At 44.6% G+C, this 18037-nt stretch carries 17 protein-coding genes; 8 read left to right on the forward strand and 9 right to left on the reverse strand.

What is annotated here, in order from left to right; genetic code table 11:
- Positions 1-16: 16 nt before the first annotated feature.
- The 8 genes from FTT75_RS01780 to FTT75_RS01815 form a co-directional block, all read right to left on the reverse strand.
- Complete coding sequence (locus FTT75_RS01780; RefSeq protein ID WP_180185833.1) at positions 17-1219, reverse strand: outer membrane protein transport protein; 1203 nt, start codon at positions 1217-1219, stop codon at positions 17-19.
- A gap of 114 nt (positions 1220-1333) precedes the next feature.
- Positions 1334-2257: a CysB family HTH-type transcriptional regulator gene (locus FTT75_RS01785; protein ID WP_005097573.1), complete on the reverse strand. Its 924-nt coding sequence runs from the start codon at positions 2255-2257 to the stop codon at positions 1334-1336.
- A gap of 54 nt (positions 2258-2311) precedes the next feature.
- A complete protein-coding gene (locus FTT75_RS01790; protein ID WP_005097572.1) occupies positions 2312-3373 on the reverse strand; it encodes a sulfate/molybdate ABC transporter ATP-binding protein in 1062 nt (353 codons plus the stop codon).
- A gap of 11 nt (positions 3374-3384) precedes the next feature.
- Complete coding sequence (cysW, locus tag FTT75_RS01795; protein WP_005097571.1) at positions 3385-4278, reverse strand: sulfate ABC transporter permease subunit CysW; 894 nt, start codon at positions 4276-4278, stop codon at positions 3385-3387.
- Positions 4275-5108 carry a sulfate ABC transporter permease subunit CysT gene (cysT, locus tag FTT75_RS01800; protein ID WP_005097570.1) on the reverse strand — a complete coding sequence of 278 codons (834 nt, stop codon included), beginning with the start codon at positions 5106-5108 and terminating at the stop codon, positions 4275-4277. Before cysT ends, cysW begins: the two co-directional genes overlap by 4 nt.
- Before the next feature lie 87 nt (positions 5109-5195).
- Entirely contained in the window at positions 5196-5801 is a 606-nt protein-coding gene (locus FTT75_RS01805; RefSeq protein WP_180185834.1) for an alpha/beta hydrolase, read from the reverse strand.
- A gap of 29 nt (positions 5802-5830) precedes the next feature.
- Positions 5831-6844: a sulfate ABC transporter substrate-binding protein gene (locus FTT75_RS01810; protein ID WP_005097567.1), complete on the reverse strand. Its 1014-nt coding sequence runs from the start codon at positions 6842-6844 to the stop codon at positions 5831-5833.
- A gap of 178 nt (positions 6845-7022) precedes the next feature.
- A complete protein-coding gene (locus FTT75_RS01815) occupies positions 7023-8030 on the reverse strand; it encodes a sulfate ABC transporter substrate-binding protein (RefSeq protein ID WP_159138201.1) in 1008 nt (335 codons plus the stop codon).
- A gap of 159 nt (positions 8031-8189) precedes the next feature.
- Between FTT75_RS01815 and pabC the strand changes: the two genes are divergently transcribed.
- From pabC to FTT75_RS01835, 4 genes are all read left to right on the forward strand, one after another.
- Complete coding sequence (gene pabC, locus FTT75_RS01820) at positions 8190-9002, forward strand: aminodeoxychorismate lyase (protein WP_005170105.1); 813 nt, start codon at positions 8190-8192, stop codon at positions 9000-9002.
- Between the two features lies 1 nt (position 9003).
- Complete coding sequence (gene mltG / locus FTT75_RS01825) at positions 9004-10062, forward strand: endolytic transglycosylase MltG (RefSeq protein WP_100329040.1); 1059 nt, start codon at positions 9004-9006, stop codon at positions 10060-10062.
- A 2-nt stretch (positions 10063-10064) separates the two neighbouring features.
- The gene (gene tmk / locus FTT75_RS01830; protein ID WP_180185835.1) at positions 10065-10676 is read left to right on the forward strand and encodes a dTMP kinase; all 612 of its coding nucleotides are present in this window, start codon (positions 10065-10067) and stop codon (positions 10674-10676) included.
- 84 nt (positions 10677-10760) lie between these two features.
- Entirely contained in the window at positions 10761-11177 is a 417-nt protein-coding gene (locus tag FTT75_RS01835; protein ID WP_005097561.1) for a PaaI family thioesterase, read from the forward strand.
- 108 nt (positions 11178-11285) lie between these two features.
- Here the strand turns inward: FTT75_RS01835 and nadB are convergent, their stop codons facing one another.
- Entirely contained in the window at positions 11286-12914 is a 1629-nt protein-coding gene (nadB, locus tag FTT75_RS01840) for an L-aspartate oxidase (protein WP_005170113.1), read from the reverse strand.
- A gap of 236 nt (positions 12915-13150) precedes the next feature.
- Here nadB and FTT75_RS01845 point away from each other — a divergent pair, with 236 nt between their 5' ends.
- The 4 genes from FTT75_RS01845 to lepB all read left to right on the forward strand — a co-directional run bounded on the left by FTT75_RS01845 (position 13151) and on the right by lepB (position 18031).
- Positions 13151-14533 carry a Do family serine endopeptidase gene (locus FTT75_RS01845; protein WP_180185836.1) on the forward strand — a complete coding sequence of 461 codons (1383 nt, stop codon included), beginning with the start codon at positions 13151-13153 and terminating at the stop codon, positions 14531-14533.
- Between the two features lie 127 nt (positions 14534-14660).
- Positions 14661-15116: a thioesterase family protein gene (locus FTT75_RS01850; RefSeq protein WP_100355707.1), complete on the forward strand. Its 456-nt coding sequence runs from the start codon at positions 14661-14663 to the stop codon at positions 15114-15116.
- A gap of 249 nt (positions 15117-15365) precedes the next feature.
- Positions 15366-17183 carry a translation elongation factor 4 gene (gene lepA / locus FTT75_RS01855; RefSeq protein ID WP_005097556.1) on the forward strand — a complete coding sequence of 606 codons (1818 nt, stop codon included), beginning with the start codon at positions 15366-15368 and terminating at the stop codon, positions 17181-17183.
- Positions 17184-17203: 20 nt separating this feature from the next.
- Positions 17204-18031 (forward strand): signal peptidase I, encoded by an 828-nt coding sequence (lepB, locus tag FTT75_RS01860; protein ID WP_005097555.1) that lies wholly within the window; start codon positions 17204-17206, stop codon positions 18029-18031.
- The last annotated feature ends 6 nt before the right edge of the window (positions 18032-18037 follow it).

The raw sequence follows: 18037 nt of genomic DNA on the forward strand, positions 1-18037 counted from the left end.
CTTTGTAATAAGTAATTTAAAAGTGATAACCCAGTTTTAAACCTGCGATCCAGGCACTATTGTCAGAAACAGCGGATAAACCCGCTATCTGGGGAGTAAGCGAATCAGATGTTGCAACCTCAGGTTTCTGAAATTTTAAATAATAGAGTCCTGTCGCAATATCCCAAGTATCTTGAATCTTGTAAAGATGAGCTAGTCCAATACCCCAATATCCATCACTCTGATTTAATGTCGAAGCCGGATTTCCTGTACCGGAATCCCATAAGAGTTCGATAGAGTTTATGCCAAAGGAGGGCCATTGATGCGCCAGACCGATTTTGGCAGACCATTGATCCTCACGATAATCAATCATCCTGAATGATTCTAATTCTGGGAATTCTAAGGCAGCATAGTCAATCACTACACTGAATTTAGGCGGCTGAATGACAAAATTTTGCCAGTTTAACCAGCGTAATGTGCCATAAAAGGCATTTTGATAAGGCAATCCTGTTTGAAAATCCAGATGGATGGATTGAGGGGTTTGAATCTGGGTATAGGGGGAGGGATTGGTGCCTACGACAATCGATTCAGCAGTTTTATGATGGTGAGCAATGGCTGAACGGTAAGTCAGCGCAGTTCTAAAAAAATATTCGGGTAGTTGATAACTGAATCCTGCAAGCCAGCCCCAAGCGGGATCTTGTTCAAATGTAGCCCGATAACCATTAAATATATAAAAGGTTTGCCCGGATAAATATAAGCTTCCTTCCAGACTTTGATAACTTAGCCCTGTATAAAAATTCCAGTGATTATCCGGTTGGAAGCCGATTAATGATGTGAGATTGTGGCTATCAAACTGGATAGTCGCGGCTTCAACAGAAAGCGCTTCACCTGCAAAAACAGGATTATAACTATAAGCCACATCTACATGATAAGGCTGATCATAAATCAGTCCCCATGACAGTTGAGGGTGAAGCTGTAATTTTAAGGCAACATTAGAGATAAATTGCGTACTGGCAAGTTGGCCCGTAGAAAAGTCAGTAATACCCAGTTGTTGCAGCTGCTCGGTATGCTGTACCTGACCGCTAATATCAGGGCGAACCCAAGCCAATGAAATTTCAGCATAATGATTTTTTTCAAAAAAAGACTGAATACTTTGATTGGACTGTTCAAAAGCAGCGCTATAACCTGACCCAGAAAAAGCGCAGCCCATACAGAAAAGAGCAAATTTGCTGTCGATCATATTGGTATAATTCAATTTATTATTAATGTGATTATGCTTGATATTTATACAGATTATCCACTTGAAAATAATAAAGAGGCTCGCTGGCCTCTTTGACTGAAAACTTATATATTTTTATTCGTCTGGATAGGCGACTTTTTTAAGCGCTTTAATATCGGCATCCGGCGAGCACAGGGAAATAAACTCGTAGCCATAACCACGTAGTAAATGTCCTTTACGTACCGCAATCCAGGTGGTATTCATGCCAAAAATATCCGTTTTAATCTGCTTTAAACGGTAATCACGCTCCGGGTCATAAGCGACATCGTTGACAATGCCGACGCCCATATTCATTTCCACATAGGTTTTAATCACATCGGCATCGAGTGCGGACATGACGATATCGACATCAAAGCCGGCTTCTTCAAAGGCAGTATCAATCTTGGAACGACCGGTAAAACCACCATGATAGGTAATAATCGGGTAATGGGCCAGATCTTCGATCCGGATCTGATCTTTAGTTGCAAGTGGATGATTTTGCGGCGTAATAATACTATGTTGCCAGTTATAATAAGGTACGCTGGCCAGATTGTCTTCAGTCGTCAGTGCTTCGGTTGCAATACCGATATCGGCTTGACCTTGCAGCAGCATTTCCGTGATTTCTACCGGGCTGGCCTGTTGCAGAATCAAATGTACTTTAGGAAATTCTTTTTTAAATTGGCTGACAATCGGCGGTAGCACATAGCGCGCCTGGGTATGCGTGGTGGCAATGGTCAAGGTGCCTTCATCAACTTTATTAAAATCATCAGCCAGTCGCTTAATATTATCGGCATCGACCAGCATGCGTTCCACAATCCCTAACAGTGCCTGACCCGGCTCGGTTAAACCCAGTAGACGCTTACCCTTACGGATAAATAGCTGCACGCCAAGCTCATCTTCCAGATCTTTAATATGCTTACTCACTCCAGACTGCGAAGTATAAAGTGCAGCTGAGGCTTCAGTTAAATTAAAGTTCTGTCTAACCGTTTCTCGTATAATTCTTAATTGTTGGAAATTCATAATTCTCTTTACCCTAGAAGAGGATGGGGCATTTCGAAGCCCCATCTTTTGGTCTTAAGCGACCTGATTTTCAAATAAATGCAAGTTCACCGCACTTAACCACACGGTTTGATTGGGGCGGAATTGGTGTGCTCTTGCTTCATCAGGTGTCAGTAAAATTTCAATCAAGTTACCCTGACGGTCATTCAGTTCTGCAACGACTTTACCCGCAATCCATAATTCACGTATGAAGGTGGCCTGAATGGCATTGTCTTGTGGCTGTGCATGAATGCGCAGCTCATCAGGACGTGCGAATAAAATCACTTCACCTTGAGCAGCATTTTTTGCACCATCAAAGTGAATGCGATCTTGCCCGAGCTGAATAATGCCGCCGTTGTTCTGGCCTTCAAAACGATTGGCTTGACCCAAGAAATCAAACACAAATGGGGTTGCCGGCGTTTCATAGACCTCACGTGGCGAACCGATCTGTTCGACATTACCTTTGTTCATCACCACAATCTGATCGGCCACTTCCAGCGCTTCTTCCTGATCGTGGGTCACAAAGATCGAGGTGATGTGCAACTCATCATGCAAGGTACGTAACCAGCGACGTAATTCCTTACGGACTTTGGCATCCAGTGCACCGAAAGGTTCATCTAGCAACAGCACACGCGGTTCAACGGCTAAGGCACGTGCCAACGCAATACGCTGACGCTGACCACCTGAAAGCTGAGCAGGGTAACGGTCAGCCAGAAAACCCAGCTGAACCAAATCAAGTAAACGCGTAACACGTTTTTTAATTTCCGCTTCAGATGGACGGGTTTTACGTGGGCGAACACGCAGACCAAAAGCAATATTGTCAAATACCGTCATATGACGAAACAGGGCATAATGTTGAAACACGAAGCCGACTTCACGTTCACGTACATGAACATTGGTCGCATCCTGACCTTCCAGAATGACCTGACCGCCATCTGCAGATTCCAGACCGGCAATAATCCGTAAAAGCGTGGTTTTGCCGCAACCTGATGGGCCGAGCAGGGCCACCAGTTGACCATCTGGGAAATCCAGCGAGATATTTTTAAGTGCATGGAATGCACCAAAGTGTTTTTCAATATTTTGTACTTGAATACTCATGTTGGCATTCCTTAAGAAACTGTAGAATCTTGATTACGTTTGTCCTGTTTTTCCTGGCGCAGTTCCACCCATGTTTTTAAAATCAGGGTGACAATTGCGAGGAGAGCCAGAAGCGAAGACACGGCAAACGCAGCACTAAAGGTATATTCGTTATAAAGAATTTCGACGTGTAGCGGTAAAGTATTGGTTTCACCGCGGATATGACCGGATACAACCGATACTGCACCAAACTCACCCATGGCCCGTGCATTACACAGAATCACGCCGTAAATCAGACCCCATTTGATATTTGGCAGGGTCACTTTCCAGAAAGTTTGCCAGCCAGATGCACCGAGCACAATCGCAGCTTCTTCTTCTTCCGTGCCTTGTGCTTCCATTAATGGAATTAACTCACGAGCCACGAAGGGTACAGTAATAAAGATGGTCGCCAGGACAATGGCAGGCACTGCATAAAGGATCTTGATGTCATTGTCCATTAACCAGGACCCCATCCAGCCTTGCGTACCGAAAATCAGTACCAGCATTAAACCGGCAATCACGGGAGAGACCGAAAATGGCATATCAATCAAGGTGGTCAGGAAGGATTTACCCCGAAAGTTAAACTTCGCCACTGACCATGCCGCAGCGACACCAAATACCACGTTCAGCGGTACGGCGATTGCAGCAGTCAAAAGTGTAAGTTTGACTGCAGATAAAGTATCTGGATGCACCAATGCCTGTGTATAGACACCAATTCCCTGTTTAAAGGCTTCCACAAAAACCAGAATCAAAGGCAGGATCAGGCAGCTCAAGAAAAAAATCAGTGCAATAGTGATCAGGGTATAACGTACCCAGGTTGGCTCACGGGTTGCATCACGGGATTGTAGTTTTTCAGCTAGTGCATTGCTGTTGGTATTCAAACTCATCGTGCAGTTCTCCCGGTACGGCGGCTGGCCCAAGCTTGCAGTAAGTTAATCAGGAACAGCAGGACAAATGAAATCAGCAACATCACCACCGCAATTGTGGTTGCACCTGCATAATCATATTCTTCTAAACGAGAAATAATCATCAGTGGGGCAATTTCTGTTTCAAAGGGCTGATTCCCGGCAATGAAGATCACCGAACCATATTCACCAACACCGCGAGCGAAAGCTAATGCAAAGCCAGTGATAAGCGCAGGAAGTAAAATCGGGAAAATTACCTTGGTCACAATTTGTAAGCGATTTGCCCCGAGTGCAGATGCAGCTTCTTCCAGTTCAGTTTCCAGATCACTGAGTACCGGCTGTACGGTACGAACCACAAAAGGCAGGCCAATAAAGATTAGAGCCAGCGTAATACCAATCGGGGTATAAGCAACCTGAATACCAATCGGTTCAAGATACTGACCAATCCAGCCAGTCGGCGCATATAAAGAGGTCAAGGCAATACCGGCCACCGCTGTTGGCAGCGCAAAAGGCAAATCGACCAAGGCATCGACAATACGTTTGCCCGGGAAGCTATAACGTACCAGACACCAGGCCAATAACAGGCCAAACACCACATTCACCAGCGCAGCAATAATGGCTGCACTGAAACTGAGTTGTAGGGATTTTTGAATACGTTCAGAGCTCAGGATTTCCCACAAGCCTTCCCAGCCAATGCCCAGTGATTTAATAAAAACAGCAGACAGCGGGATTAAAACGATTAATGATAAATACGCTAGGGTAAAGCCTAGAGAAAGACCAAATCCTGGCAGCACTCGGGATCGCTGCGACATGATGACTCCTCAAAAGAGAGAAAGCTGGTTAAAACTAACCAGCGAAAATTAAAAAAAGAAATTGGACACAAGCATAATTTGCAACGACTAAAATGCAAATTTGAAATAATACTTGCTGTCATCAGTATTGCTGATATGTTGCATAGTCTTTTCTGAAATCAAATACTGGGCAAGTTCAGGAAAAGGGCCAAATCCTGAAGCGACATTGACATGCCCCACCTGTCCGAGATTAATCGGTTTGAGTTTCCAGGCTTTGGCCAGAAACTCGGCATCTGCATAGCTTAACCAGGGATCATTTTCACTGATTAATAACGTGGCCGGAACCTGAATCTGCACTTGCTGAAAATAATGGCTGTAATCGGTCTGGCTGTTACGAACGAAACCATTTTCCCCAAAACGTGCCGGATTGGCAGGCGCGACCAGAATCAGCTTTTTAACTTTAGCAGTCAATTCTGGATGTTGTGCCAGTGCTGCGACCGAGGTTAAACAGCCAAAGCTGTGCGCTACAATCTGTACATCATCTTGAATATCTTGCAGGGCTTTGACAAATTCAGTGATCCATTCCTGCAAAACGGGATGATTCCAATCTTTTTGTTGCACACGAGAGCATCGACTGAGCTGATGTTGTAAGCATGTTTGCCAGTGATTGTATTCGCTACCACCTACACCTGGAACAATAAGCGTATGTATCATGTCGATGCTCCTGTCAGATCAGCTGCGAATTACTTCGCGCTGTTTGCCTTCACAATCTGGTCGAAAATACCGCCATTCTCAAAATGCGCTTTTTGCACTTTTGCCCAGCCGCCAAATTCCTGATCAATCGTTACCAGTTTGAGTGGTTTGAACACATGATTATATTTCTTTAAAGCTACTTCACTGCGTGGGCGATAATAATGTTTGCCTGCCAGATCTTGCCCCAGTGGTGAGTACAGGAAGTTTAAATAACCTTGAGCCAGATGCTTATTGCCTTTTCTCGCTGCATTTTTTTCTACAATCGCCACTGGCGGTTCAGCCAGAATAGACAGACTTGGCGTGATAATTTCAAACTTACCTGGTTGCTCACGAATCGCTAAGTACGCTTCATTTTCCCAGGCCAGCAAGACATCACCGATCCCGCGCTCGGCAAAGGTGGTAGTTGCACCACGCGCACCTGAATCCAGGACTTTGGTGTTTTTATAAATTTGGCGAACAAATTCTTGTGCAGTCGTGTCATTGCCACCGGCCTGATGTTTGGCCCATGCCCATGCCGCCAGATAGTTCCAGCGCGCGCCACCTGATGTTTTCGGATTCGGGGTAATAATGCCGACACCCGGTTTCACCAGATCGCCCCAGTCTTTAATCCCTTTGGGGTTGCCTTTACGCACCAAAAATACGATTGTTGAGGTATACGGTGTCGAGTTTTGTGGCAGTTTCTTTTGCCAGTCTGCTGGCAATAATTTGGCTTTTTCTGCAAGCACATCAATATCGGCTGCGAGGGCCAAAGTCACCACATCTGCATTCAAGCCATCAATAACAGAGCGGGCCTGTTTACCAGAACCACCATGGGATTGCTTGAAGTTAATTTTTTGACCCGTACGGCTTTCCCAATATTTGCCAAAACTCTTGTTGACATCTTCATACAATTCACGTGTCGGATCGTAGGAAACATTCAAAAAATCACGTGCTGAAGCACCCAATGAGGTTGCCGAAATCACAGCAGCCAGAACCCCAAGTTTTATTGTTTTTGAAATACTCATTAGAAACCTCAATTTCTTACACGTTTTGTAACATAGCTGCAGAATAAACCTATTCTTTATGCGTAAAAAATAAATAAAAACGAATTTTATATGAAAAAAAAAGATAAGACAGAGCTGAAGTTATTGAAATGAGAATGGCCTTATCAATAAAGGCCATTGTTTCTGCTGGACTGCCTCATTATTTCGTATGATTTGCCTTTACAATTTGATCAAAGATCCCGCCATTATCGAAATGTGCTTTTTGTACCTTGGTCCAGCCACCAAATTCTTTGTCGATGGTGACTAACTTTAAAGGTTTAAATACGCTGCTATATTTCTTTAATACTTCGCTATTACGTGGACGATAGAAATTCTTCGCAGCCACAGTTTGCCCCGCAGGAGAATACAGATAATTCAAATAAGCTTTGGCCAGGTTTTCATTGCCATCTTTCTTGGCGTTTTTCTCTACAATTGCCACCGGTGGCTCGGCCAAAATTGACAGACTTGGCGTGATGATTTCAAATTTACCCGGCTGTTCACGAGTAGCGAGATGGGCTTCATTTTCCCAAGCCAGTAATACATCACCGATCCCGCGCTCAGCAAAAGTGGTGGTGGCTCCACGTGCGCCTGAGTCCAGCACTTTGGTCTGTTTATAAATTTGACGCACAAAATCTTGTGCTTTGCTGTCATTGCCACCAGGTTGATGTTTGGCCCATGCCCATGCCGCCAGATAGTTCCAGCGTGCACCGCCAGAAGTTTTCGGGTTTGGCGTAATGATCTCTACTCCAGGTTTCACCAGATCTCCCCAATCTTTAATCCCTTTTGGATTGCCTTTTTTGACCAGAAAGACGATGGTGGAGGTATAGGGGGTCGAGTTTTGCGGGAATTTTTTCTGCCAGTCTTTAGGCAGCAGACCTCTCGCTGCAATTTCATCAATGTCGGCCGCCAGCGCGAGGGTCACGACGTCTGCATCCAGACCATCAATCACAGCACGGGCCTGTTTACCTGAACCGCCATGCGACTGTTTATAGTTCACGTCCTGACCCGTGGTTTTTTTCCAGTATGCGCTGAATTCCTTATTAAAATTGTCATATAATTCGCGGGTTGGGTCATAAGACACGTTCAGGAAATCTTTTGCAGACACACTGAAAGCAGTGGCCGAAACCAGTGCAGCCAATACCCCAATTTTTAATTTACCAATATTCATTTTTGCCTCAATTTTTTTAGCTTTTGTTGGACAAGGCAAGAATAGCTGGAGATATTTTGCATAAAAAATAATTAAAAATGCATTTGATGTGAGTAAAAGAGATAAATCGATGGAGCTTATCTCTCAGTACTCAATTGTTGATTTGAGAGGCAATAAAATATGCTCTGTTTGAAAAATGCGAACCATGTCAGTGAGATAGAAGTACTCGATCGGGCCTTTCATTATGGTGATGGCTGTTTTAGCACGGCCCGGATTCGACAGGACCGGGTGGAATTATATGATCGTCATCTGGCACGTTTGCAGCTCAGTAATCAAAAATTAAGTTTGCATGCTGATTTAGCTCTGATTGCAGAAAGTTTAGAACTTTTACGTGAATCAGAAAGTCAGCTGAATGGAACATTAAAGATCGTGCTGAGTCGTGGAGTCGGCGAGCGGGGCTATAGTTTGCCAGAGCATCCGGCGGATCTGTGGGTATTTTATTATCCTCAAGCCCTACATGATTTAAAGTATGAACAGATCCAAAGTGGGGTATTACAGCAGGCACTGGGATTGACCATGCCGGGTCTGGTCGGACTAAAAACCTTGAATCGCCTGGAGCAGGTTTTGCTCAAGCAGGAGGCGGATCAGCGCGGTTGGTCTGAGGCACTGGTGACAGATGTACAGGGCGGGGTTGTCGAAGGGGTGAGCAGTAATTGTTTCATTTGTATAAACAATACATGGATTACGCCGGAACTTCGTTATAATGGCGTCTTTGGGGTGATGCGTGCAGAAATTCTACAACGGATGCAAGATCAGGGAATTGCCTGTCAGCAACGTTACATCGATATGGAGGAAATAGCCCATATTCAGAGTCTGTTTTTTTGTAATGCGCTAAACCCGATGAAAATTGTCACTCAATTTGAGCAGCGATCCCTGGATGGCGATGCTTGTATTGAACTTTTTAACCGTCTTCGATTAAATCAGATGTCTTAATATGTCAGCTTCCAAGTCTAAAGCCAAAAAGAACAATACAGCCAAATTTTCGTCACTTTTCAAAGGAATTGCCTTCGTCCTGATTGGACTTGCCTTGATTTTGGTACTGGTCTTAAAAAGTAGTTTGTGGAAAGACTATCCTGTAGACGGACAAAAACAGCTGCTGGCGATTGGGTCAGGGGAAACCTATTCTGGTTTTATTGACCGTCTGGCCAAAGGAAAACAGGTCAGTTTCCCGATTATTCTCAAGCTTTATCAGCGCATCCTGATTCATGACACCATGAAAGCTGGCGTATATGAAGTGCGCCAGGGCATGAGTATTCGTCAGGTTCTGGATATGATCTCCAATGCTGAAAATGCCCAGATGAACCGGATTTTGGTGATTGAAGGAACCACATTCAAACAGCTGATTGATGCTTTGAAGAAAGATGATCTGGTGACCAAAGAAGTGTCACATTTGCCAACGGCACAACTCCTTAAAGAGCTCAATATTCCATTTTCACATCCTGAAGGTCTGTTTGCACCGGATACATACTTCTTTGCTAAAGGTGAAACTGACCGTAAAATTTTAACCAATCTGTATCAGCGCCAGATGAAGGCACTGGATCAGGCCTGGGAAAAACGCGTGACTGATCTGCCCTATCAGAATAAATATGAAGCGCTGATCATGGCGTCGATCATTGAAAAAGAAACCAGTGTGGATAGTGAGCTAGAACAGGTTTCTGGAGTGTTCGTGCGCCGTTTAAAAATTGGCATGCGTTTACAGACCGATCCTACCGTGATTTATGGAATGGGCGATGCCTATAATGGCAATATTACCCGCAAGGATTTACGTACGCCGACGCCGTATAACACCTATACCATGTCTGGTTTGCCGCCAACGCCAATTGCACTGCCAAGTAAGAAAGCCATTGAAGCAGCCATGCATCCGGATAATTCTGACAACCTTTATTTTGTCGCCACGGGCAATGGCGGACATACGTTTACGACCAATCTGAATGATCACAATAAAGCAGTGCAGGAGTATCTGACCATTTTACGCTCGAAGAATAAGGAATGAGTATGTTTATTAGCTTTGAAGGCACAGAAGGTGTAGGTAAAACCACACTCATTCGTTCGATCTATGACGATTTTATGGCCCAAGGCAAAGATGTGATGCTTACGCGCGAGCCGGGTGGTACGCCGATGGCCGAGCAGATCCGAGCACTACTTCTGGCTGTGAATCATGAAGAAGCGATGGCGCATGATACCGAATTACTATTGATGTATGCGGCGCGTGCCCAGCATTTGGCACAAGTCATTCTGCCAGCCTTAGCAGCCGGAAAAATTGTACTCTGTGACCGTTTTACTGATGCCAGCTTTGCCTATCAATGTGCAGGTCGTGGACTCAGGGAAACAAAGCTGCAGTTATTAAATGATCACTTTGTGGCACGTATGCCGGACATCACCTTCTGGTTAGAAGCACCGATTGAACTGGGAATGAACCGGGCACGCGCGCGTGGCGCACTGGATCGCTTTGAACAAGAGAAAGTCACTTTCTTTGAGAAAGTAAGAGCCGGCTATGAAACGTTGTGGCAGCGTCATCCGGAACGGATCAAACGTCTGGATGCAACCCGTACACCGGAGCAGGTATTCGAGCAGGCTTTAAGTTATTTGAAGTCTGGTTTAAATTGAAATCCTGTTTATTTTAATTTTCACTAGGTAAATGTGTGAAAAATCTTCTATATTGAAGGCAATATAGAAGATTTTTTTAATAAGATGAAAACGACCAAAACCGAAATCCAACAATTTTTACAACAAGAATTTCCACAAAGCCTAGAAAAATGTAGGATCGAAGCCGTTGTTCCACGCGGCGCAACTTTGCTGTATCAGGTTAGCGCACAAGAGTTGCGTCCGGGTGGTACTGTTTCTGGCCCAACCATGATGACCTTGGCCGATCTTGCCTTATATGTCGCTATTCTGGGCGAAATTGGCCTGGTGGGTTTGGCTGTCACCACCAATCTGAATATCAATTTTCTCCGTAAACCTTCAGGTGGCACGGATTTGCGAGGAGAGTGCAAGCTTATTAAAGTCGGTAAAGTTCTGATTGTCGGGGAAGTCTGGATTTATTCAGTAGACCTTGATGAGCCAGTGGCGCATGTTACTGCGACTTATGCCATTCCACCTCAACACTAAACACCTGAAGAATAGAAGTTCAGTGATATAAATAGCCTAAGCTTAATTAAGTAGGTGAGCGCTAAAAGACAGGGAGATATGATTTAAAAATCATATCTCCCCAATAATCTAAATATTGACCAAGGGTGTTTCTACTTCAAAATTCACCGGATTTAGAATGGTCTTGCGTAATTCAGGCAATAATTCCGGATAGTCCAGCGTGAAATGCAGGCCACGAGATTCTTTACGCTGCATGGCACAGCGCACAATCATTTCTGAGACCAGCACCAGATTGCGAAGCTCGATCAGGTTTTTGCTGACCTGATAATCTTGGTAATACTCGGTGATTTCTTTTTTCAGCATTTCAATACGATGCAAGGCACGTTCCAGACGTTTGGTGCTGCGCACAATACCGACATAGTTCCACATGGTCTGACGTAGCTCATCCCAGTTTTGCAGAATCACCACATCTTCATCCGGATTGGTTACCTGTGAGTCATCCCAGATGGGTACGGGCGGAAAGGCATAGTCAGCATTGAAATGAGATTCGATATGCTTGGCTGCACTCATGCCATACACAAAGCATTCTAAAAGTGAGTTACTGGCCATTCGGTTAGCACCGTGCAGACCAGTATAAGAGGTTTCCCCAATTGCATATAGACCTGCGATATCAGTCTGGCTATGTTCATCGACCACAACGCCACCACAGGTGTAATGGGCTGCAGGTACCACTGGAATCATATCTTTGGTGATATCAATACCCAGTTCCAGCAGGCGGGCATAAAGCGTAGGAAAATGTTCTCTAACAAAGCTTTCATCCTTATGGGTAATATCCAGCCAGACATGCCGAATACCCAAGCGCTTAATTTCATAGTCGATTGCGCGTGCGACAATATCGCGTGGTGCAAGTTCGGCGCGCTCGTCAAAACGCAGCATAAAGCGTTCGCCATCGGGCAGACGCAGATAAGCCCCTTCGCCGCGCATTGCTTCAGTGATGAGGAAGGAGCGCGCTTGTGGATGATAGAGACAGGTCGGATGGAACTGGTTAAATTCCATGTTAGCCACCCGGCAGCCGGCACGATAGGCCATGGCAATGCCGTCACCTGTGGCAATATCCGGATTTGATGTATAAAGATAGGCTTTCATTGCACCGCCACAGGCAAGGGCGGTAAAGGGCGCTAAAAAAGTATGTACTTTTTCATTTTTTTCATCCAGCACATATAAACCTAGCGCGCGGTTTTCACCGTCTAGGCCAAGTTTATGTGAACAGATCAGATCAATCGCAATATAATTTTCAAAAATAGTGATATTTGATTTTTCTTGGGCGCGTTGTACCAAAGTAGTCGAAATTGCACGACCTGTGGCATCTGCGGCATGAATAATCCGGCGCTGTGAATGGCCGCCTTCACGGGTGAGATGCAACTGTTCCTGTTCATCCAGGGTAAATTGCACACCGTGTTTTAGCAGAAAGTCAACTGATGGTTTGCCCCCTTCTACCGTCTGTTTGACTGCGTCCATTTCACATAGCTGTGCACCTGCAATCATGGTGTCATCAATATGCTGTTCAATCGAATCCATTTTATCGAGTACTGCAGCAACACCGCCTTGCGCATAAAAGGTGCTGGCATCTGTCAGGGTGGATTTCGCTAAAACTGCAATATTAAAATGGTCCGGGAGCGATAAGGCTAAACTTAAACCGGCACCGCCACTGCCCACAATAATGACGTCAAATTGATGGGTAAGGGATGAATTAGACATGTCCATCAGCTAATTTTAAAAAAAGTTTGGTAATAACAGCGCTTTTTTGTGCAAAAGGCAAGCGTTGAAATGCTCATTTATTAATGAAAAAAATTAATCAAAGCCTTAACTTAGTGTTTTAATGATGAGATATTGTCCAGCGTGAAGCATTGAAACATATTATTACTTAAACTTTACAATGTTTGTGATAAAACCTATTTACATAAATTTATCAACAATTTGAGTGAATAATTTATATGAAAATTCTAGACTTAAAAAAAGGATTATTTGCAGCGACCCTGACCATGAGTGCTGCACAGTTGCAGGCTGTCACACCGGTTGATTTTTCAAATCTGGTCGAGCAGGTCAGTCCTGCCGTGGTCAGTGTCAATGTCGTTAAAAAAATGAGCGAAGAAGAACTCTTACAACAACAAGTTCCGGAAATTCTACGTCGCTTCTTTGGCAATCAGGTGATTATCCCTCAGCAGCGCATGCCACAGGAAAAAACCGGCTATGGCAGTGCATTTTTTACCAGTAAAGATGGCTATCTGCTGACCAACCATCATGTGGTTGAGGATGCATCTAAAGTCACCATTACCCTGAATGATCGCCGTGAAATTGATGCCACTGTGGTGGGAAGTGATGCACGTACCGACGTAGCTTTACTTAAGGTCACAGGTTCGAGTTTTCCAGAATTGCGTACCGGGGATGTAGGCCGCTTACGTGTCGGTGAGCCTGTGCTCGCGATTGGTTCGCCATTTGGTTTTGATTATTCGGCCTCTGCCGGAATCGTCAGTGCCAAAATGCGCAACATGATGGGTGAAACAGCAGTGCCTTTTATCCAGACAGACGTGGCCCTCAACCCGGGTAACTCTGGTGGGCCTTTATTTAACCAGCATGGTGAAGTAGTCGGGGTGAACTCGCGGATCTTCAGTGGAACCGGCGGTTATATGGGGCTCTCCTTCTCGATTCCGATTGATGTGGCCATGGAAGTGGCAGAGCAGCTGAAAAAGAATGGTAAAGTGACCCGTTCCTATCTGGGGGTCAGCTTGCAGGATATCGACCGTAATCTGGCAGAGTCTTACAACCTTTCTAAGCCTGAAGGCTCCTTAATTACTCAGGTTGCACCAAATTCACCCGCCGCACGTGCCGGTCTACGTGTCAGTGACGTGATTTTAAAATATAACGGCACTGCGATTTCACGCACCAGTGAATTATTAAACTATCTCAACCGTACTGCACCTCAGCAACAGGTACAGCTGGAGGTTTTACGTGATGATAAGCGCCGTAATATTTCAGCAACCTTAAGTACCGCACCGGATGATACCCCTGCAAAAGCCGGAGCACAGGCGCAGCCGAGCAAAGGACCTGTAATTGGTGTGGCTATTCGTGATTTAAGTTCGCTAGAAAAGGATCGACTGGAGATCAAAGGCGGGGTCATGATTCAGGATGTTCGTTCAGGTGGCATTGCCGCACAGGCGCGTATCATGCCAAACGATGTGGTGACGCATATTAATAACAAGGCAGTATTGAACGCAGAGCAATTTGTACAAGAAGTTTCTGAGTTGAAGAAGGGCAATGTGGCACGCGTTACGCTCATGCGCCAAGGGCAGCGTGCGATTGTCGGAATGCGTATCTAATTCTATTCAGATTTTTAAATATAAAAAACCGCTTTTGATGGGCGGTTTTTTATTATTTGCAATTTACCCAGCCTATAAATTCGGTAGACTCTATTCAGTTGAAAATAATGGAAAGGATAAGAGAAAAGTGACAGCTATTTTTGATCTTGCGTTAAAGGTGCAAGCTGAACATATCGATGGCTTGGGCCATGTCAATAATGTGGTCTATGTACAGTGGATGCAGGAGGTCGCCACAGCCCATATTGAAAAATTGGGATTGGGGTTAAAGGAATATGTGGAACTGAAACATGCCATGGTGGCAGTTGAGCATCAGGTGCAATATCGCAAGGCTGCTTTCGAGGGCGATGAAATTATTTTGCGAACCTGGTTGAACGATATCAATGCACTGTATTCATTTCGCCAATATGCATTTTATCGACCACAGGATCAAAACCTGTTATTTACAGGTAGTACGCAGTGGGCCTGTATTGAAATGGCCACTGGGCGTCCTAAACGCATGTCGCCTACCTTTACCCAAGCCTATCAACCTCTTTCTGATCAGATCAATCCTTATGATTTTTCAATAGTGTATCTAGATCAATAAGCGCTCACTTCTTTGGCACAGAGTTAGATATTTCAATCAGGTTTAGCAAAAACATGGTGTGATTTTCAAATTTTCATTGCAGTGATTGAGCTTGAGATCGCTGGACAGGTATTTTGGCAGAGTGGACAAAGCTAAAAATATAATTCTTTTTCTAGATCACCATTCTGCTATAATCCTTCGCAATTTCTATTCGGCTTTTGTTATGTAATATTTTTAAATTACATAGCGCGTTTTTTCTCAAGGTAACCCATGGCGCAAGCTAAAAAATCTGTTGATATTAAAAACATTCGTAACTTCTCGATTATTGCGCATATTGACCACGGTAAATCGACCCTCGCAGATCGCTTTATTCAGACCTGTGGCGGTTTGCAAGATCGTGAAATGCAGGCTCAAGTCCTCGATTCTATGGAGCTTGAGCGCGAACGTGGGATTACCATTAAAGCCACTTCGGTGACGCTAAACTATACCCATCCAAATGGTGAAGTTTATCAGCTGAACTTTATTGATACGCCGGGACACGTTGACTTCTCGTATGAAGTGTCGCGCTCGCTCGCAGCCTGTGAAGGTGCTTTATTAGTCGTTGATGCGGCGCAAGGTGTGGAAGCACAGTCTGTCGCCAACTGCTATACCGCGATTGAGCAAGGTCTGGAAGTACTGCCTGTACTGAACAAGATCGATTTGCCACAAGCTGAACCTGAGCGTGTGATTCACGAGATTGAAGAAATTATCGGCATTGAAGCGACAGAAGCACCGACATGTTCAGCCAAAACCGGTCTGGGCATTGAAAATGTTTTAGAAACCCTGGTGAATGTGATTCCGGCACCGGTCGGTGATCGCGAAGCGCCGTTGCAAGCCCTGATTGTAGATTCATGGTTTGACAACTACCTTGGGGTAGTTTCTCTGGTACGTGTAAAGCAGGGTCGTGTGCGTAAAGGCGACAAGATGTTGATGAAATCAACAGGTCAAACGCACATCATTACTTCTGTTGGGATCTTTAATCCGAAACATACTGAAACAGGCATGTTGGAAGCAGGCGAAGTCGGCTTCGTGATTGCCGGTATTAAAGATATTTTCGGTGCGCCGGTGGGTGATACCATTACCTTGGCAACCACACCTGAAGTTGCAACGCTACCGGGCTTTAAAAAAGTAAAACCGCAGGTTTATGCCGGTTTATTCCCGATTGATGCCAGTGACTTTGAACCGTTTCGTGAAGCTTTACATAAACTGCAAATTAATGACTCGGCCTTGTTCTTTGAACCGGAAAGTTCGGATGCACTCGGTTTTGGTTTCCGCTGTGGCTTCTTGGGCATGCTACACATGGAGATTGTACAAGAGCGTTTAGAACGCGAGTATGATCTTGATCTGATTTCTTCTGCGCCCACCGTAATTTATGAAGCGGTGATGAAAAATGGCCAGACGATTTATATCGACAGCCCGTCTAAAATGCCGGATGGTTCAACCGTAGAAGATTTACGTGAACCGATTGCCGAATGTCATATTTTAGTACCGCAAGAATATCTGGGTAATGTCATGACCTTGTGTATCGAGCGCCGTGGCATACAAAAAGACATGAAATTCCTCGGCAATCAGGTGTCGATTACTTTTGAAATTCCAATGGCAGAAGTGGTCATGGATTTCTTCGATAAATTGAAGTCTTGTTCACGTGGTTTTGCATCCCTCGACTATAACTTTGTCCGTTTTGAAAGTTCTTCATTGGTAAAAGTGGATGTGCTGATCAATGGGGAAAAAGTCGATGCTCTGGCGATGATCTGTCATCGTAATGACGCGCGTCATCGTGGCATTGCGCTGGTGGAAAAAATGAAAGACCTGATTCCGCGTCAAATGTTTGATGTGGCAATTCAGGCGGCAATTGGTGCGCAAATCATTGCACGTTCCACTGTAAAAGCCATGCGTAAAAACGTATTGGCCAAATGTTATGGTGGTGACGTGTCACGTAAGAAAAAACTTCTGTCTAAACAGAAAGAAGGTAAGAAACGCATGAAGCAGGTGGGTAGTGTTGAAATCCCGCAAGAAGCGTTCCTCGCTGTGTTAAAAGTCGAACGCTAGAAGAATAAGGATATAAGCCCATGGATTTTGATTTTAATTTGATTCTTGTTCCTGCGACGCTGTTTTTTGTCGCACTGTGGTTGCTTGACAAGTTTGTCCTGAAACAAAGACAAACTCGCGGCAAGGGCAATGAAAATTTTATCATTACCTGGGCTTATGACTTTTGGCCAGTACTGACGATTGTACTGGTGCTGCGTTCGTTCTTGTTTGAACCGTTTAATATTCCATCGGATTCAATGGTGCCAACCCTGGAAACTGGGGACTTTATTCTGGTGAATAAATTTGACTATGGGGTGAAACTGCCTATGGTCAACACTAAAATTATTGATACTGGCAGTCCAGAGCGTGGTGATGTGGCAGTATTCCGTTATCCACCACAACCGACCATCAGTTATATCAAGCGTATTATTGGTTTACCCGGTGATCATATTGTCTATGATCATGGTCAGTTGAGCATCAATGGTGAACAAGTAGCGAAAGTTCCAGTGGAATTTAGCCGTGAAAAAGATCGTCTGGATACACCCAATGCCATTTATCATAAAGAAACTTTAGGTCAGCATAGCTTTACCATGCGTGAGCTGGAAGGGGTCAATGTCGCGCGTCAGGCGCCTTATATTAACTTTGTGGAAAATGGTAAATATTCAAGTGAAAATGGTTTATATTGGGAAGTAAAGGTGCCAGAAGGTCATTACTTTGCGATGGGGGATAATCGCGATCAGAGTGCTGACAGCCGTTTCTGGGGGCTTGTTCCGGAAGAAAACTTAACAGGTCGTGCATTCTATATCTGGATGCATAAAGAACCTGGCTTTAAATTGCCATCGTTTGGTCGCAACGGGACAATCGATTAATTGTTT

Origin of the sequence: Acinetobacter sp. YH01008, assembly GCF_013420435.1 — a bacterium.
In the GTDB taxonomy this organism is placed as follows: Bacteria; Pseudomonadota; Gammaproteobacteria; order Pseudomonadales; family Moraxellaceae; genus Acinetobacter; species Acinetobacter pseudolwoffii.

What these genes read in the sequence shown, in the direction of transcription:
- FTT75_RS01780 (WP_180185833.1), bottom strand. Translation starts at nt 1,219, where the DNA reads ATGATCGACAGCAAATTTGCTCTTTTCTGTATGGGCTGCGCTTTTTCT.
- FTT75_RS01785 (WP_005097573.1), bottom strand. Translation starts at nt 2,257, where the DNA reads ATGAATTTCCAACAATTAAGAATTATACGAGAAACGGTTAGACAGAAC.
- FTT75_RS01790 (WP_005097572.1), bottom strand. Translation starts at nt 3,373, where the DNA reads ATGAGTATTCAAGTACAAAATATTGAAAAACACTTTGGTGCATTCCAT.
- cysW (WP_005097571.1), bottom strand. Translation starts at nt 4,278, where the DNA reads ATGAGTTTGAATACCAACAGCAATGCACTAGCTGAAAAACTACAATCC.
- cysT (WP_005097570.1), bottom strand. Translation starts at nt 5,108, where the DNA reads ATGTCGCAGCGATCCCGAGTGCTGCCAGGATTTGGTCTTTCTCTAGGC.
- FTT75_RS01805 (WP_180185834.1), bottom strand. Translation starts at nt 5,801, where the DNA reads ATGATACATACGCTTATTGTTCCAGGTGTAGGTGGTAGCGAATACAAT.
- FTT75_RS01810 (WP_005097567.1), bottom strand. Translation starts at nt 6,844, where the DNA reads ATGAGTATTTCAAAAACAATAAAACTTGGGGTTCTGGCTGCTGTGATT.
- FTT75_RS01815 (WP_159138201.1), bottom strand. Translation starts at nt 8,030, where the DNA reads ATGAATATTGGTAAATTAAAAATTGGGGTATTGGCTGCACTGGTTTCG.
- pabC (WP_005170105.1), top strand. Translation starts at nt 8,190, where the DNA reads ATGCTCTGTTTGAAAAATGCGAACCATGTCAGTGAGATAGAAGTACTC.
- mltG (WP_100329040.1), top strand. Translation starts at nt 9,004, where the DNA reads ATGTCAGCTTCCAAGTCTAAAGCCAAAAAGAACAATACAGCCAAATTT.
- tmk (WP_180185835.1), top strand. Translation starts at nt 10,065, where the DNA reads ATGTTTATTAGCTTTGAAGGCACAGAAGGTGTAGGTAAAACCACACTC.
- FTT75_RS01835 (WP_005097561.1), top strand. Translation starts at nt 10,761, where the DNA reads ATGAAAACGACCAAAACCGAAATCCAACAATTTTTACAACAAGAATTT.
- nadB (WP_005170113.1), bottom strand. Translation starts at nt 12,914, where the DNA reads ATGTCTAATTCATCCCTTACCCATCAATTTGACGTCATTATTGTGGGC.
- FTT75_RS01845 (WP_180185836.1), top strand. Translation starts at nt 13,151, where the DNA reads ATGAAAATTCTAGACTTAAAAAAAGGATTATTTGCAGCGACCCTGACC.
- lepA (WP_005097556.1), top strand. Translation starts at nt 15,366, where the DNA reads ATGGCGCAAGCTAAAAAATCTGTTGATATTAAAAACATTCGTAACTTC.
- lepB (WP_005097555.1), top strand. Translation starts at nt 17,204, where the DNA reads ATGGATTTTGATTTTAATTTGATTCTTGTTCCTGCGACGCTGTTTTTT.